The sequence below is a fragment of the Streptococcus sp. DAT741 genome, assembly GCF_009866825.1.
In the GTDB taxonomy this organism is placed as follows: Bacteria; Bacillota; Bacilli; order Lactobacillales; family Streptococcaceae; genus Streptococcus; species Streptococcus ruminantium.
Map to the genome: position 1 here is coordinate 1525004 of NZ_CP019557.1, position 15703 is coordinate 1540706.

Sequence of the window (15703 nt, forward strand, 5' to 3'; positions counted from 1 at the left end):
AAATATCTGATAAGGGACGACTTGTATTTTAATGTTCAGACTTTTCTAATCTATCCCCTTGTAATCTTATTGTAACAAAAATGTCACAAAACTTCATCAATGTTATGGTATCCTTTAGAGAGCAGAGAAGGAGACGATATGGCATTAAGACATCATCAGTCCCATGAATACCAGTACGAAGAGTATATCCCGAAAGAGAAACAAACTAATTTTCAGACCTATCAAGCAAGAAGCACTAACAAAGAGCGTATAAAAGAGCTATTGTTTTTTGTTAATATTGTTTTTTTTAGCCTGATAACGGTCATTGCTAGTTATGTTTATTTATCAATAGGCATACCTGTTTTTGTCGCTCTCATATTAGCAAGTACAACGGGCTTTCTTGGACTACGTTTGGTTCAAATTGGACTTAAAAAGAAATCATCTAGGCTTACTCAAGTGCGTAAAAGGAAATAAAATAATAAAGGCAGAGAATCATGATCCTCTGCTCTTTTTATTTGTCGCAGGACTGTTTCATCCTCCATCACTTTCCCTCAATCCCCTGTTCAGCCTATGCAGTTGGCGTTTATCTCCTCGGTTATTCCAATGACAGCACAAGAATATCAATACTAATAAAGTATCCTAATCTGTATATATTGCAGGAATTACAAAAACAAAAAGCACCCGCAGGTGCTCCGAATCATCTTTCTGCTTGCCTGAGATTAGAGGGATTACCCATTGAAGGCATCTGTCAACTGAGGAACAACTTGTTTCTTACGCGAAACAGCACCTGCTAGGAAAGCATGATTATTTTCCAATTTGAAATTAAAGGCTGCCTCAACCTTATCCATATTACTACCAAGCGCAAGAATCTCAGAGTTTGAGTTAACAATATCTGTAATCATCAACACAAAGTCTGAGTAGCCATTTGCTGCTGAGGCTGCGGTCATTGCAGATTCGATTTCGGTCTGACGCTCCAATACCTCTGCAATATCCACAGTATTGACCTGAGCAACACGGACATCATTTCCGTTCAATCCAAAAGTCTTTGCATCAATATCAATCAATTCTTCAGCTGACTTGCTAGCAAGATTTGTACCTGCTTTCAATAATGCCAAACCGTATTCCTCTAGATTTACTCCTGCTAATTCTGCTAATTCTGTAGCTACCTGTGGATCAGAAACATGGGTAGTCGGTGATTTTAACAAGAGAGTATCGGAAACCAAACCGGATAAAAGGAGACCTGCCACTTCTTTTGGAGGTATTACACCATTTTCCTTAAAAGCACGGTAAACAATAGATGATGCAGAACCGACCGGCTCCAAACGCATATAGAGGGGATTAGCTGTTTCAAAGTTTGCGACACGGTGATGGTCAATAACAGCTGCCACTTCAACTTCATGGATGTCTGCAATGGACTGCTGAAATTCGTTATGGTCTGTCAAGATAACTTGACTAACACCTTCTGCTTTAGCAGTTTCTACCACGCGCGGCATATCTACACCAAAGTACTCAAGAGCAAAAGTAGTTTCTTCATTTGGTGTACCGAGTGCCACAGCTTCAGCATCGCGTCCAAATACCTCACGCTCCAAATAAGCCCATCCGTATGACGAAGCAATGGCATCTGTATCAGGATTTTGGTGACCAAAAACTAACAATTTAGACATGTCTACAACCTCATTTTTCTAATAATCGTATCCATTTTACCACAAATAAAGGGACTTGTGAACATGAATGGGTCGAGATTTGCCAAACGTTTTCAAAAAGAGTAAGATAGTAGGTAACAATGCAAAGGAGACCTATATGAAATTTTCTGAATACACCTATACTCGTCCAGATTATCCTGTGATTAAAGAAGAATTTACTCGCTTAATAGCTGATTTGGAAGTTGCTACAAGTCCTGAAACTACCAGATCCATCATCTTGGATATTACAAAAATCCTCAATCTAGTAGATACTCAATACAACCTCTGGATGATTCGTCACTCGATTGATATGAATGATGAGTTTTACAACGAAGAGACCAAGTTTTGGAATGACTATTCTCCCCTTTTCGAAGAATTGACAACCAACTACTACTGTGTTATTACCAAAACGCCGTTCAAGACAGAGCTAGCTGACATCTTGCCGGAAACCTTCTTCAAACAGGCTGAAAACAAGCTTAAAACTTTCTCATCGGAAGTTATTCCTTTGTTCCAAAAGGAAAATCAGTTGACAGATGAATACAGCAAACTCATCGCTGGTGCTGCCATCGAATTTCAAGGTAAGACCTACAACCTTTCTCAACTCAGCCCGTTTGGACAATCAACTGATCGCGACATTCGCAAGGCAGCATCTGAGGCTAGCACTGCTTATTTCGTTGAAAAAGAAGCTGATTTCGATCGAGTATATGACGAACTGGTGAAAGTCCGTACCGAAATTGCCCATACTCTTGGCTTCAAAGACTATGTGGAATACGGCTACCTGAAGATGAATCGCTTTGATTACAACCGTGATATGGTTAAGGTTTACCGAGAGGAGATCCTCAAGCATATCGTTCCAATCGTTCAAAACTTGCGTGAACGCCAAGCCAAGCGCTTGCAAGTACCAAGTTTGAAATACTACGATCTTAATCTTGAATTCCTCGATGGCAATGCTGTGCCACAAGGCGATCCCGATTTCATATTGGATCAAGCTCAAAAGATGTATCATGAACTATCGGCAGAAACTGGTGAGTTCTTTGACTTCATGGTTGAGCACGAGCTGCTTGATTTGGTTGCCAAAACAGGAAAAGACAGCGGTGGCTACTGTACCTACATTCCAGATTATAAGAGTCCGTTTATCTTCTCAAACTTCAATGGAACAAGCGGTGACATTGATGTCTTGACCCACGAAGCTGGACATGCCTTTCAAGTGTACCGTTCTCGTTGGATTCAAAGTCCAGAAGTAGTTTGGCCGACCTATGAGACCTGTGAAATCCACTCTATGTCTATGGAGTTTATGACCTGGCCATGGATGGAGCGTTTCTTTAAGGAACAGGTAGATAAGTATAAATTCAGCCACTTGGCTGGTACCCTTCTTTTCTTACCGTACGGTGTTTTGGTGGATCACTTCCAGCATGAAGTGTATGAACACCCAGAAATGACTCCTGCCGAACGCAAAGCAACTTGGGCTCGCTTGCAAGCTCAATATCTGCCAGATCGTGACTACTCTGACTCAGAAGCGCTCAGTCGTGGTATCTTCTGGTATCGTCAAGGCCACATCTTTGCTAGTCCATTCTACTATATTGACTATACGCTTGCACAAGTCTGCGCCCTCCAATTCTGGAAACGAACTCAGGTGGATCATGACGAAAATGCCTGGGAAGACTACATCCGTATCTGCGATTTGGGCGGAACCAAGTCTTTCTTGCAAGTGGTTGCTGCTGCAAACCTCCAATCTCCATTTAAAGAAGGAGCGCTTGAAAGTACAGCTCAAGCTGCCGCAAATTGGTTGGCCGCTGTAAACGACACTGCTTTCTAAATTCTAGTATTGACACATCCCTCAGACTCATGTTTGAGGGATATTTTCTTGTCATATACTCTGTAAAAAATTAAGGAGACATGCCATCAATCCCAAATTATCTCCCAAATAATTTTAATTTTCATTGAAGAGTACAGATGCAATATATGAGGAAGAAATATTTCACTCAATGATTCATACTATACAGATAGCTTAAACGACCAGGATACTGAAAACAATATACGATAATCACTTCTCCTACCCTATGAATAATATGCATGTATAAAATAACTTGATAAATCAAAGTTTTTTACTTGACATTATATATATATATATATAATGGGGATTGGTCAAATTTATCTAATAAGTTGACCAATAAAAAATAAGGAGACTTGTTCTTATGTTTTTCAATAAAAAAAATAGCCAACAAAAAAATTGGCGAATGATAAAAAAAGGAAAATTTTTCTGTTATGGCTGTACCCTCTTGTTAGCGATGGGGAGCTCACTAATCCTGCCAAGTGCAGAAGTTGCTGCATTAACAGAGGATGCCGCTGTAGAAACAGTTAAAACAGCAACCACAGAGGATGAACTCCCCACTGCTTCAACCGATCAATCGCTTGAATCAGATAAACTGGATAAAAGTGACCGAACAGAACCTGTGCTACGTTCATCAAATACCACTTTGGAATCTTCCACTACAAATCAAATTGCGAATGTTTCTGCAAAAATCGAGGTTACTCCTGGTTTAGTAGGTGCTGCTAGTCGCACCAAAGCAACTCTCAATTTCGATATTGTCAATCCTTCAAGCCAAGGTTCTCCCATAGTTATTGAATACAAAAATGTCAATACCACCATTTCTGACGGAGACCTCATCTATGATAATAAGGTAATCGGTACAGTAACATCTACTGTCGAAAGCAACATTCCTACAGATAGTAAAATGACAGGAGCTGAAACATTAGCACCTGAAGATAGTCTCTATAAAACGATTGTAACCATTACCTTAAATAATAATGCAGACAAGTATGCTACTGACCATCTCCCAATTTCTTTAAAAACAACTGCTTCAACTCCTCAAGCTGTAAAAGCACTGACTGCAAATCGTTCGTATGAAATCCCAGCTTCCATTAGTATCAATGGAAAAGAGGAAACAACCGTAACCGTACCGGTTCGAGAACTGGTTGTTCGAAACTTAGAAGTTGGAGATCAGACAAAAGTTTCTGCTGGATATACTATCACAACTGTAAATGGAAAAGTCACTGCTCGCTATCGCTCAGTCTATATTATCCCTGGTACGACAGGATTACAAAATGGTGATATATTAACCATCAGTAAAGGACCAACTATTCCTTTTGATAACGACTCAGCTGTCATTGGTTCAGCCTATATATTACAAGGTGGAGCTGAAGAAATGGTTCCTGTAGGAGATAGTGGTGTAGCTTACAAGCAAATGACTAGCTCTAGTGTTCGCTTAGTTTTACAATCCGTAGATGCTAAAACAACTACTTACCGTGTTTATGGTACCCTCGATCCAAAATACAATTCGTATGAATGGACTATCCTCGGTGTTCTGCCAAAACTTAACGCACAATACGATGGATACAATGGCTTAAAAACATTTAACGATTTGCATGTAACTTTAACACGTAAGGGAGAAACTGTCTATGAAACTTTCAATGCTAGCGAAGGGGACCGCGTCAACGTTAATGGTACAGCAGTACTTGTCTCCACAGAGGGACTTAGCTCGGTTTACACAGAATACTATTTAGATGGAAAACCAATGCCAGAAGTTTCCCGAGACCTTATTTTATCCAAAGTTGCTAAGGGAATTGACTACACAGCCCAAATTAAGGAGTTTGACAACTACGAGTATGTGGGACCACTAGAAGATTCCGCACCAATCACAGGAAAAAGTGCTGACACTGATTTAGTAGTAAAATTAAATTACAGGGCCAAGATAGAAGAATCAGTAGACTCAAAAGAAGTAACTCGTATCATCAAGTATGTGAACGAAAACGGCGACGAAGTAGCTCCATCTGTCACCCAAAAAGCAGTCTTCAATCGCAAAAGGATGACCAATAAAGTCACTGGAGAGAAAACTTACGGAAATTGGGAAACAGAAAAAACAGTGTGGGAAGCAATAAACACCCCTGTCCTTGAGAACTACACAACTACTCAAACAGAAATTGCGGAAAAAACTGTATCACCAGACAGCACAGATAGTGTAGAAACTGTGACATATTTGCCAACAAGTTCTCAAACAACAGAAAACAAAACGGTTAGCAGAACAATTAAGTATGTGGATAGAGATGGAAAAGAAATTGCACCAAGTACTACACAAACCGTAAACTTCACACGAACAGTATCCACAAATGATGTTACTGGAGAGAAAACTTACGGAAGTTGGAAAACAGAAAAAACAGTGTGGGAAGCAGTAAACACCCCTGTCCTTGAGAACTACACAACTACTCAAACAGAAATTGCGGAAAAAACTGTATCACCAGATAGCACAGATAGTGTAGAAACTGTGACATATTTGCCAACAAGTTCTCAAACAACAGAAAACAAAACGGTTAGCAGAACAATTAAGTATGTGGATAGAGATGGAAAAGAAATTGCACCAAGTACTACACAAACCGTAAACTTCACACGAACAGTATCCACAAATGATGTTACTGGAGAGAAAACTTACGGAGATTGGGAGACAGAAAAAACAGTGTGGGAAGCAGTAAACACCCCTGTCCTTGAGAACTACACAACTACTCAAACAGAAATTGCGGAAAAAACTGTATCACCAGACAGCACAGATAGTGTAGAAACTGTGACATATACACTCACTAAAGCTACTACAGCTAAATCACCAACAACTGAAGAAGAAACAATGCCAACAGGAACTGTAAGACAGCTAACCAAGTCAACAACTTCTGAATCACCTCTGAAACTTCCTCAACTGCCTAAAACTGGTGACGAAGTTTCTAATCTAAGCATACTAGGCACTACTTTGCTTGCTAGTTGCTCATTTCTTCTTATTAAGCCTAAAAAAAGACAAGAAGATTAGGAATTGAACCCAGATTTTTCTCATTATATCAAAAGTAAATATGGAAACTAGACGGTAGATAGGACTAAGACTCTTTAAAACGGTTGACAAAATCGTACTTTAATGTTTGGAGAGCAAAGTAAAATCTGAATAGCAATGTAAAAAGCGAACCACTAAGAATTCTGATGAACAGAAAACTAAGTGGTTCGCCTTTCTTATTCCTTCGATTTACTATTCGAGGCAATGTACTGTAAGCTACTAATCTACAAGGGAGCAAACATCATAAAGCATAGGAATGCAGTTAAAAACAATATCCGTCCAAACAATCTCAAATTATTGTCAATTTATTAGGATGTCCCATGTCTTTAGAGATCAAAAGAATATACCGCCACCTCAATAAATATATTTTTTTGATAGATTATTCTCAACCTTTAATCCGATTTAAATAGTCCTGATAGGTCTCTGTTTCCATCAAAGCTTTGGCATTCTCAACGCGATCCTTTGTAGGAGGCTTCGTCCCTTCTAATGGATAAGGTCTTCCTAATTCTCGCCACTTAAATTCACCAAGATTGTGATAAGGTAAAACCTCAAAACGCTCCACATTGTTCAACGTTTTGACAAACTTTCCTAATTCGATTAAGTCTTGGTCTCGATCTGTCAAATTTGGAACCAATACATGGCGAATCCAAACAGGTTTACCAATATCCGATAGATAGCGCGCGCAATCCAAAATCGTTTTATTGCTATGTCCCGTCACAATCCGATGTTGTTCCGGGTTCATTTCTTTAATATCAAGAAGCACTAAATCTGTCACTTCCATCAGACGGCTATACTTTTCTAAGTAGCGCTCTGTCTTACGAAAGGTCAAAGCACAGGTATCCAGAGTTGTATGAATCCCTTTTTCTTTTGCAAGAGTAAAAAGAGCAATTAAAAAATCGATCTGGATCGTCGCTTCGCCACCAGAAACCGTAATCCCCCCTTCTTTCCCCCAGAACATGCGAAAACGCAAAGCCTCATTGAGCACATCTTCTGCGGTCCGTTCCGTTGCCGATGGATTGACCAAGTCCCACGTATCCGGATTATGGCAATACTGGCAACGCATGTGACATCCTTGCATAAAGACAACAAAACGCACCCCTGGTCCATCGACAGAACCAAAACTTTCTGTTGAATGAACCAATCCTGTGACCGTACGATAATCAACCTCTGTCATAATCTCATCCTTATCACTTAATAAAACTAGTATAACACAAAAGCGTAAACGCTCCTATCATTTGCTTTCATATCTGCTTTTCATTGATTTTTTCAGAAAGATGCAAAGCGAAAAAGACTAGCTTCCCTAGTCCTTCTCTGTTTCTTCCTCCTCAATCGGTGTCATCAGGATCTTTAACTTGATAACACGACCATTCTTCACCTTATCATTGACGAGGACTAAATGGTGCCTCTTACTGTCTACTTCAAAGGAAACTTTTTCATCCTGACTCGGAATCGTCCCAACACCAGTCAGATAATAACCAGCAATGGTATCCACATTATCACTTTCTAATTCCATATCAAAATGTTCATTGAAATCATTAAGGGTCATACTCCCTTGAACAATGTAGGTGTTCTCAGCAATTTCACGGACAAAGATCTCTGTTTTATCCGTTTCATCATCAATTTCTCCAACGATTTCCTCCAGCAAATCTTCTAAGGTAACAAGACCAGCGACACCACCATATTCATCTAGCAAAATCGCCATCTGATTTTGAGTGTTACGTAAAGCCTTAAGCAAATCATCTACAAAAATTGTCTCTGGTACAAAAAGCGGTTCCTGCATTATTCGGCGAATATTCAATTGGTCAAAACCAACGGTAAAGGCTTCTGATAATATTTTCTTGGTATGTATCAGACCAATAATATTATCCTTATCGCCATCATAAACTGGAATCCGTGAAAAATTCTGTTTGAGAATAGCTGTTAGAATCGTCTCTATATCATCTTCGACATCCACCATGAAAGCATCTGTTCTTGGTACCATCACTTCTCGTGCCATCAATTCATCCAATGAAAAGATGCCTTGTAGCATTTCGATTTCTTCAGCATCCAAGGTTTGTTCGCTTTTGGTTAAAATGTACTCGATTTCATCCCTAGTCATCTGCTCATCCGCATCATCAAAGCTCATTGGAGTTATACGACTGATGAGATTGGTCGCAGCAGAAAGGAGCCAAACAAAGGGGCTCACAATCTTGCCCAAGAAAATGATAACCGGCGCTGTAACGACTGCCAGATTTTCTTTCATATTCATAGCAATCCGTTTTGGATAGAGTTCGCCAAGAACGATGGAGATAAAAGTCAACATAGCAAGTGCCAACCAATAACCTGCTGTCTGAGCAGTTGAGGAACTTCCTAGCCATTTTGCAAATACAGACCCCAAATCATTGGCTAAGCTAGCACCAGAAAGAATCGAGATAAAGGTGATACCAACTTGGATCGTTGAAAGAAAATTATTTGGATTCTCCAAAACTGCGACTAAGCGAATATACTTTTTTTCCCCTTCTGCTGCCTTTTGTTCCACCCTTGAACGATTGAGGGAAACCAAGGCCATTTCTGAAGCCGAAAAGAAAGCATTGAGCAAGGTCAATAGTAAAAGCAATAAAATCTGTAGTTGAATGGTCTGACTACCAGGGTCTTCCATGATATTCTCCTAAAAATAAAGTTGTCTAATCTTTTGAAATAGAATGAACTGCCGATATTTTTCGACTAGTCTTATTCCGGTTATGCCAGTATCTAGGAAAGCAAAAAATCCAGTTTTAGTTTTGATCTCTTCCATTCCTCTCTAGACTGTTCAAGCTAACCTAATAGCTATTTTATTTGGCTATAACATTTCTATTATATCATAAATCATCAGAACTAGTCCATTTCTGACTAAAAATATATAATTGATACAAAACGTGGAATATATTTATCTACTGAGTTACGAATTACATCAATATCCATTTTATTTTGAGCTGATTTTTAATCTCTCTACCATCACCAAAAATGGAGGTGTGTTGACTTGGTTGAGTGGTTTATAGAGCATGGCTGTAAAAACAGTCTGATCCAGTTGGCTAACAAAATCAAGCACAGCATCCTTCTCCACTGCTCCACCTTCATGTCCATAATAGATCATAATAGCTAGACGACCACCCACCACTAGACGGTCAAGAATCTTTCCAATAGCCTCTAAGGTGGTTGCAGGCAAAGTAATAACAGATTTATCTGCAGATGGTAAATACCCCAGATTAAAAATAGCCGCTTTGCACTCATCTACATACTGATCAACAGTTTCATGTCCAGCTAGAACTAATTTGGCATTTGTTAAACCTGCTTGTTCTAGCTTTGTAGCTGTTGTGGTCAAGGCCTGTTGCTGAATATCAAAAGCCACTACTTTTCCTGCTCTCTGTGCTAAAAATAAGGTATCGTAGCCATTTCCCATCGTCGCATCAACCGCTAAATCTTGGGCTGTCAAAATCTCATCTAAGAAAGCATGGGCCATATGTAGGGGTCTGAGCATATTTTTTCCTCCAAAAAAAAAATATTTTTATTTGACGTAAAATTAAATCACAAGCTAGTATAACACAAAAGAGAGGGAATTGGGGATGAGTACCATATTTCCTAACCTTTCGCTAGCTACCACACCCAATTCTAAGTTTCTACCAATCTGCTTGTTCTCGTGAGTTTAAGCAAATTCTATCAGTTCTTTCAATTTTCCGTCCATCTTTACGAATAAATAAGCATGAAGACATTTATCTTATTTTTCCTCGGAGCTTCTATCGGCTCCTTTCTGGGACTGGTGATTGATCGCTTCCCTGAATATTCCATTATTGCACCGGCCAGCCATTGCAATCATTGCAAGAGACAGCTCAAGGCCTGGGACTTGATCCCTATCCTGTCTCAATTATTGACAACATCCAAGTGCCGCTACTGTAAAGCAGCGATTCCCTATTGGTATCTAGGATTGGAATGTCTATCTGGTCTTTTTGTTCTGCTCTGCCATCTACAGTTCCTATCCGTATTGGAAACTGTCCTGCTAGTTGGCGGACTGGTCCTGACCATTTACGATATTAAATATCAGGAATATCCCTTTGCAATCTGGCTGTTTTTTACTTTCGTCGGACTGGTTCTCTCTCAGCTCAACTGGCTTTTCTGCGGCTTTTTGCTCCTAGCTTATCTGACGGAAAAATGGCAATGGAAGATTGGCTCCGGTGACTTCCTCTATCTGGCAAGTCTGTCCCTTTTCTTTGGCTTTATGGAAATACTCTGGATTGTCCAAGTCAGCTCCCTTCTAGGACTAGCTATCTTTTTCATCTTTAAACCCAAGTCTCTACCCTACGTACCTTTTCTTTTTTTAGCTAGCATTATCATCAACCTATACCTGTAAATCGAGCTTGTCTCGATTTTTTTGGTATAATAGAACACATATTAGGATTCAATAAGCACCAAAAACGAATGAACTTCATTTTATAGAAACAAAAGGAGAAAAACAATGACACAATTCCAGGATGATAGCCTAACCCTGCACACCGATCTTTACCAGATCAACATGATGCAGGTTTATTTTAACCAACGCATTCATGATAAACATGCAGTATTTGAAGTCTACTTCCGTTCACAACCTTTTAAAAATGGCTATGCTGTCTTTGCGGGATTGGAGCGCGTGGTTGACTATCTCAACAATCTCAGCTTCAGCCAGACTGATATGGACTATTTGACAGACTTGGGTTATCCACAAGATTTTCTTGACTACTTGGCAAATTTGAAAATGACCCTGACCGTCCGCTCTGCTAAAGAAGGAGACTTGGTCTATGCCAACGAACCAATCATGCAAATAGAAGGTCCTTTGGCCCAATGCCAACTGGTTGAGACAGCCATTTTAAATATCGTCAATTATCAAACTTTAATTGCTACTAAAGCCCGTCGTATCAAGGCTGTGATAGAAGATGAGCCTTTGATGGAGTTTGGTACTCGTCGTGCCCAAGAACTGGATGCAGCTATCTGGGGAACTCGAGCAGCCTTTATCGGTGGTGCTTCTGCCACTTCCAATGTCCGAGCTGGAAAACTGTTCGACATTCCTGTAGCAGGCACTCACGCCCATGCTCTGGTCCAAACCTATGGTGATGACTATAAAGCCTTCAAAGCCTATGCAGAAACCCACAAAGATTGTGTTTTTTTAGTGGATACCTACGACACTCTTCGCATAGGCGTTCCCGCAGCCATCCGCGTTGCCAAGGAAATGGGAGATCAAATCAACTTTAAAGGCGTTCGCATTGACTCTGGGGACATGGCCTACATTTCAAAAAAAGTACGTCAACAATTGGATGATGCTGGTTTTACAGACGCAAAAATCTATGCTTCCAATGATCTTGACGAAAACACCATCCTCAACCTGAAAATGCAAAAAGCAAAAATTGACGTATGGGGAGTTGGAACCAAGCTCATTACTGCCTATGATCAACCAGCCTTAGGAGCTGTCTACAAAATTGTCTCTATTGAAGATGAAGATGGAAATATGCGCGATACCATCAAATTGTCCTCTAACGCTGAAAAAGTATCCACACCAGGCAAAAAGCAGGTTTGGCGAATCACGTCTAAAGAAAAAGGAAAATCTGAAGGCGACTATATCACCTTTGCCGATACAGATGTGACCCAGATGGATAGCATCTATATGTTCCACCCAACCTATACCTATATCAATAAAACTATTGAGCATTTTGAAGCGCGGCCACTTCTGGTTCCTATTTTTGAAAATGGTCAGCAAGTTTACGACCTTCCAAGTCTAGCTGATATTCAAGCCTATGCTAACCAAGAAATTGACAAGCTCTGGGATGAATATAAGCGCGTCCTTAATCCACAACTCTACCCAGTTGACTTGGCTCAGGATGTTTGGGATAACAAGATGAACCTTATCAATCGCATTCGTAAACAAAGTCAGACCAAGTCTATCTAACGAAAGGTACTATATGACATTACAAGAAATCATTATAAAAGAACTAGGTGTCAAGCCTCAAATTAACCCTCAGGAGGAGATTCGCCGCTCTATTGATTTTCTAAAAGATTATCTAAAAAAACATCCATTTTTAAAAACCTATGTTTTAGGAATTTCTGGCGGGCAAGACTCGACCCTTGCGGGGCGCTTGGCTCAGTTAGCCATGGAGGAAATGCGAACTGAGACCGGCGACAATGATTACCAGTTTATTGCTATCCGCCTTCCATATGGTGTGCAAGCTGATGAGTCTGATGCTCAAGCTGCCCTTGCATTCATTCAACCAGATGTCAGTCTAACCATTAACATTAAAGAGCCAACAGATGCTATGGTAGGAGCTGTCAATACCAATGGTCTAACCATGTCTGATTTTAACAAGGGAAATGCCAAAGCTCGCATGCGAATGATCGCCCAGTATGCTATTGCTGGCGAACGTAAAGGAGCTGTCATTGGAACCGATCATGCTGCTGAAAATATTACTGGCTTCTTCACCAAACACGGAGATGGCGGAGCCGATATTCTTCCTCTCTATCGCCTTAACAAACGCCAAGGTAAACAACTATTGGCCGAACTCGGTGCTGAGGCCAAGCTCTACGAAAAAATCCCAACCGCAGATTTGGAAGATGACAAGCCAGGCTTAGCTGACGAAACCGCTCTGGGAGTTACCTACAACCAAATTGATGACTATCTTGAAGGAAAAACTATTGACCCTCAAGCTCAGACCATCATTGAAAGCTGGTGGAAGAAAACTGCCCATAAGCGCCACCTTCCCATTACTATCTTTGATGATTTTTGGAAGTAAACTTGGTCAGGAAAAGATAAACTCGGTCGGTACATTTTACATACAAAAGCGATCATCCTCTCCTATTCACAGTTAATAGTGCCTTATAAAAATGACCTGCCCTAGATAAATGGACAAGTCATTTTTTATTTTCTAAGTATTTACAAATTCCGCAAAAGGAGCTTACAAACTACAATCGTTTCGGCATTGCCTCATTTGCAACTAGGTAACATCAAGCAAGTACTAGCCTACACAAGGCGATAATATGAAAAATCCCTCGCAGGCTTTTCCCGCGAGGACACCAATGGATACGGTACCACCCACTTATGAACCTTGACTAGAAAGATCCATAGGTTTCTCCTTAAAAAGGAGGCGCACGATAAGGGAAAGGTGTGAGGACCGAATTCTCAGTGTTTCGAGTTCTTCGAACCAAATTTGCTTACCCAAATCTATAACTCTTAGAAATGGATACAACTGCTCATTTGGCTTCAGCTTATTTCATAAACTCTTGCCATCTAGTTACACCAACCACAGGTTATCTATAGACAATCTATTTATTACTTCTACTGATTATATATGATTATACGTTAGAAAAAGAAAAAGGTCAAGTTATTTTTTGAAATTTTCTAAACAATTTGAAAATTCAGTTCATTTTTTCTGATAATCCTTGACTAAAAGATTCAGTACTATCTTCTGCTTGCTTAAAAACTGACAATTCGTAAAACTTATAGGTGGAAGCCTCTCCACAAGTCCTAAGAACTTATGACTTGAACACTACAAACCATCAAAGTTATTTCGAAAATCTACCGCGTTGCATTATCCATTTATAAGTCAGGTAGGCAAGAACTCCACCCAATGTATTTGTCCAAAGATCATCTACTTCAAACACACGTTGGGCATCAATCAAAAGATCCAGAAGCAATTGCATGCACTCGATAAAAAGGCTGATGCAAAAAGTATAAATAGTAACTGCTCGAAGGCTCCGCCATTTTTCCCATAGAAATAAGAGTAAAAAAACCAAAGGGAAAAGGAGGAAGATATTTGTCATATTTTGTAGAACAATCCAGCCAAAATTGGTTAGACTATCTACCTTATCACCATTGATGATACTATTGAAGGGAGTAGGCAAGAAGTAAAGTCGGCCAACCTGAATAATTCCTGGTGTGGAAAAGTCCTTGTACTGAGGGTACAAGTTTTGGGGAAGAAAGCAAAGTAAAGCAATAGCCAGAGCGTAAGCTCCAGCTAAAGATGTACAAGTCCAGTTTCCTAGCTTAGTCAGACTACCATCTGCCTTAAAGAATCGTCTCATGCTCTGATCCCCGCCTTTGCCTTGGCTGCAGCGATACGAGCACGCATCTTTTCACGGTCCTTTTTAAGCGTATTGGAACGTAGTTGCCCACAAGCAGCATCAATATCCGTACCGTGTTCTTGACGAACGACGCAGTTCACACCATTTCTCTTGAGGCGATCATAGAAAGCATTCACACGCTCAGGAGTTGAACGACTATACTGGTCATGCTCACTAACAGGGTTATAAGGAATCAGATTGATATAAGATAACTTACGGATATTCTTCGTTAAATCAGCCAATTCCTGAGCTTGTTGCACTCCGTCATTGACCTCATTGAGCATGATATATTCAAAGGTCACACGGCGGTTGGTCACCTCGATATAGTCTTCAATCGCCTCAAATAAGACTTCAATTGGAAACTTACGGTTGATGCGCATGATACTGGAGCGCAAGTGATTATTTGGCGCATGAAGAGATACTGCCAAATTGACCTGAACTCCTTCACGAGCAAATTCACGGATTTTTGGTGCCAAACCGGATGTTGAAACCGTTATATGACGGGCACCAATCGCCAGTCCCTTATCATCATTAACCACACGTAAGAAGGTCATAACATTGTCATAGTTATCAAGCGGCTCACCAATTCCCATCACGACAATATGACTCACACGTTCATGTTGATTTCGCTCATCCAAATATTTTTGCACCAACATGATTTGAGCAACAATCTCACCGCTATTTAAATCACGCTGCTTTGGAATGAGACCAGAAGCACAGAAAGTACAGCCAATATTACAGCCCACCTGAGTCGTTACACAGACTGATAAACCATAATGTTGGCGCATAAGAACAGTTTCAATCAGCATACCGTCCGGCAATTCAAAAAGGTATTTCATCGTACCATCTTTTGATTCTTGGGCGATCCGTTGCTTGAGGGGATTGACAACAAAATGCTCTTCCAGCTTCTCAATCAAGGACTTAGGTAGATTGGTCATTTCTGCAAAAGATTGAACACGCAAGCGATAGAGCCATTCCCAAACTTGAGCAGCACGAAATTTCTTTTCCCCATTTTCTAACATCCAATCGACAAGATTGGCTTGACTAAAAGCATAAATTGATGGTTTCATATTTCTC

Annotated in this window: 12 protein-coding genes; 6 read left to right on the top strand and 6 right to left on the bottom strand. The window is 40.2% G+C overall.

What is annotated here, in order from left to right:
* The first annotated feature begins 138 nt into the window (after nucleotides 1-138).
* A complete protein-coding gene (locus tag BZG42_RS07185) occupies nucleotides 139-453 on the top strand; it encodes a DUF3270 domain-containing protein (protein ID WP_024532262.1) in 315 nt (104 codons plus the stop codon).
* 254 nt (nucleotides 454-707) lie between these two features.
* Here BZG42_RS07185 and BZG42_RS07190 read toward each other — a convergent pair whose 3' ends face one another.
* The gene (locus BZG42_RS07190) at nucleotides 708-1643 is read right to left on the bottom strand and encodes a manganese-dependent inorganic pyrophosphatase (RefSeq protein ID WP_120172010.1); all 936 of its coding nucleotides are present in this window, start codon (nucleotides 1641-1643) and stop codon (nucleotides 708-710) included.
* Between the two features lie 136 nt (nucleotides 1644-1779).
* Between BZG42_RS07190 and BZG42_RS07195 the strand changes: the two genes are divergently transcribed.
* Both BZG42_RS07195 and BZG42_RS07200 read left to right on the top strand, forming a co-directional pair.
* Nucleotides 1780-3477, top strand: a complete 1698-nt coding sequence (locus tag BZG42_RS07195; RefSeq protein WP_155996313.1) for a M3 family oligoendopeptidase — start codon at nucleotides 1780-1782, stop codon at nucleotides 3475-3477.
* A 379-nt stretch (nucleotides 3478-3856) separates the two neighbouring features.
* Nucleotides 3857-6514: a mucin-binding protein gene (locus BZG42_RS07200; protein ID WP_159780114.1), complete on the top strand. Its 2658-nt coding sequence runs from the start codon at nucleotides 3857-3859 to the stop codon at nucleotides 6512-6514.
* A 403-nt stretch (nucleotides 6515-6917) separates the two neighbouring features.
* Here the strand turns inward: BZG42_RS07200 and pflA are convergent, their stop codons facing one another.
* The 3 genes from pflA to BZG42_RS07215 form a co-directional block, all read right to left on the bottom strand.
* The gene (pflA, locus tag BZG42_RS07205) at nucleotides 6918-7709 is read right to left on the bottom strand and encodes a pyruvate formate-lyase-activating protein (protein ID WP_120172013.1); all 792 of its coding nucleotides are present in this window, start codon (nucleotides 7707-7709) and stop codon (nucleotides 6918-6920) included.
* Between the two features lie 123 nt (nucleotides 7710-7832).
* Nucleotides 7833-9170 carry a hemolysin family protein gene (locus tag BZG42_RS07210; RefSeq protein ID WP_120172014.1) on the bottom strand — a complete coding sequence of 446 codons (1338 nt, stop codon included), beginning with the start codon at nucleotides 9168-9170 and terminating at the stop codon, nucleotides 7833-7835.
* Between the two features lie 303 nt (nucleotides 9171-9473).
* Entirely contained in the window at nucleotides 9474-10028 is a 555-nt protein-coding gene (locus BZG42_RS07215) for a class I SAM-dependent methyltransferase (RefSeq protein ID WP_120172015.1), read from the bottom strand.
* A 222-nt stretch (nucleotides 10029-10250) separates the two neighbouring features.
* On the opposite strand from BZG42_RS07215, the gene BZG42_RS07220 reads away from it, so the two are divergent.
* The 3 genes from BZG42_RS07220 (at nucleotide 10251) to nadE (ending at nucleotide 13299) form a co-directional block, all read left to right on the top strand.
* Nucleotides 10251-10895 (top strand): prepilin peptidase, encoded by a 645-nt coding sequence (locus tag BZG42_RS07220; protein ID WP_155995518.1) that lies wholly within the window; start codon nucleotides 10251-10253, stop codon nucleotides 10893-10895.
* 105 nt (nucleotides 10896-11000) lie between these two features.
* Entirely contained in the window at nucleotides 11001-12461 is a 1461-nt protein-coding gene (locus BZG42_RS07225; protein WP_155995516.1) for a nicotinate phosphoribosyltransferase, read from the top strand.
* 13 nt (nucleotides 12462-12474) lie between these two features.
* Nucleotides 12475-13299: an ammonia-dependent NAD(+) synthetase gene (nadE, locus tag BZG42_RS07230; RefSeq protein WP_155972360.1), complete on the top strand. Its 825-nt coding sequence runs from the start codon at nucleotides 12475-12477 to the stop codon at nucleotides 13297-13299.
* 769 nt (nucleotides 13300-14068) lie between these two features.
* On the opposite strand, the gene BZG42_RS07235 is transcribed toward nadE, so the two are convergent.
* Both BZG42_RS07235 and rlmN read right to left on the bottom strand, forming a co-directional pair.
* The gene (locus tag BZG42_RS07235) at nucleotides 14069-14587 is read right to left on the bottom strand and encodes a VanZ family protein (RefSeq protein WP_024533153.1); all 519 of its coding nucleotides are present in this window, start codon (nucleotides 14585-14587) and stop codon (nucleotides 14069-14071) included.
* The gene (rlmN, locus tag BZG42_RS07240) at nucleotides 14584-15696 is read right to left on the bottom strand and encodes a 23S rRNA (adenine(2503)-C(2))-methyltransferase RlmN (RefSeq protein ID WP_155995514.1); all 1113 of its coding nucleotides are present in this window, start codon (nucleotides 15694-15696) and stop codon (nucleotides 14584-14586) included. The genes BZG42_RS07235 and rlmN overlap by 4 nt, the downstream gene beginning before the upstream one ends.
* Nucleotides 15697-15703 lie beyond the last annotated feature (7 nt).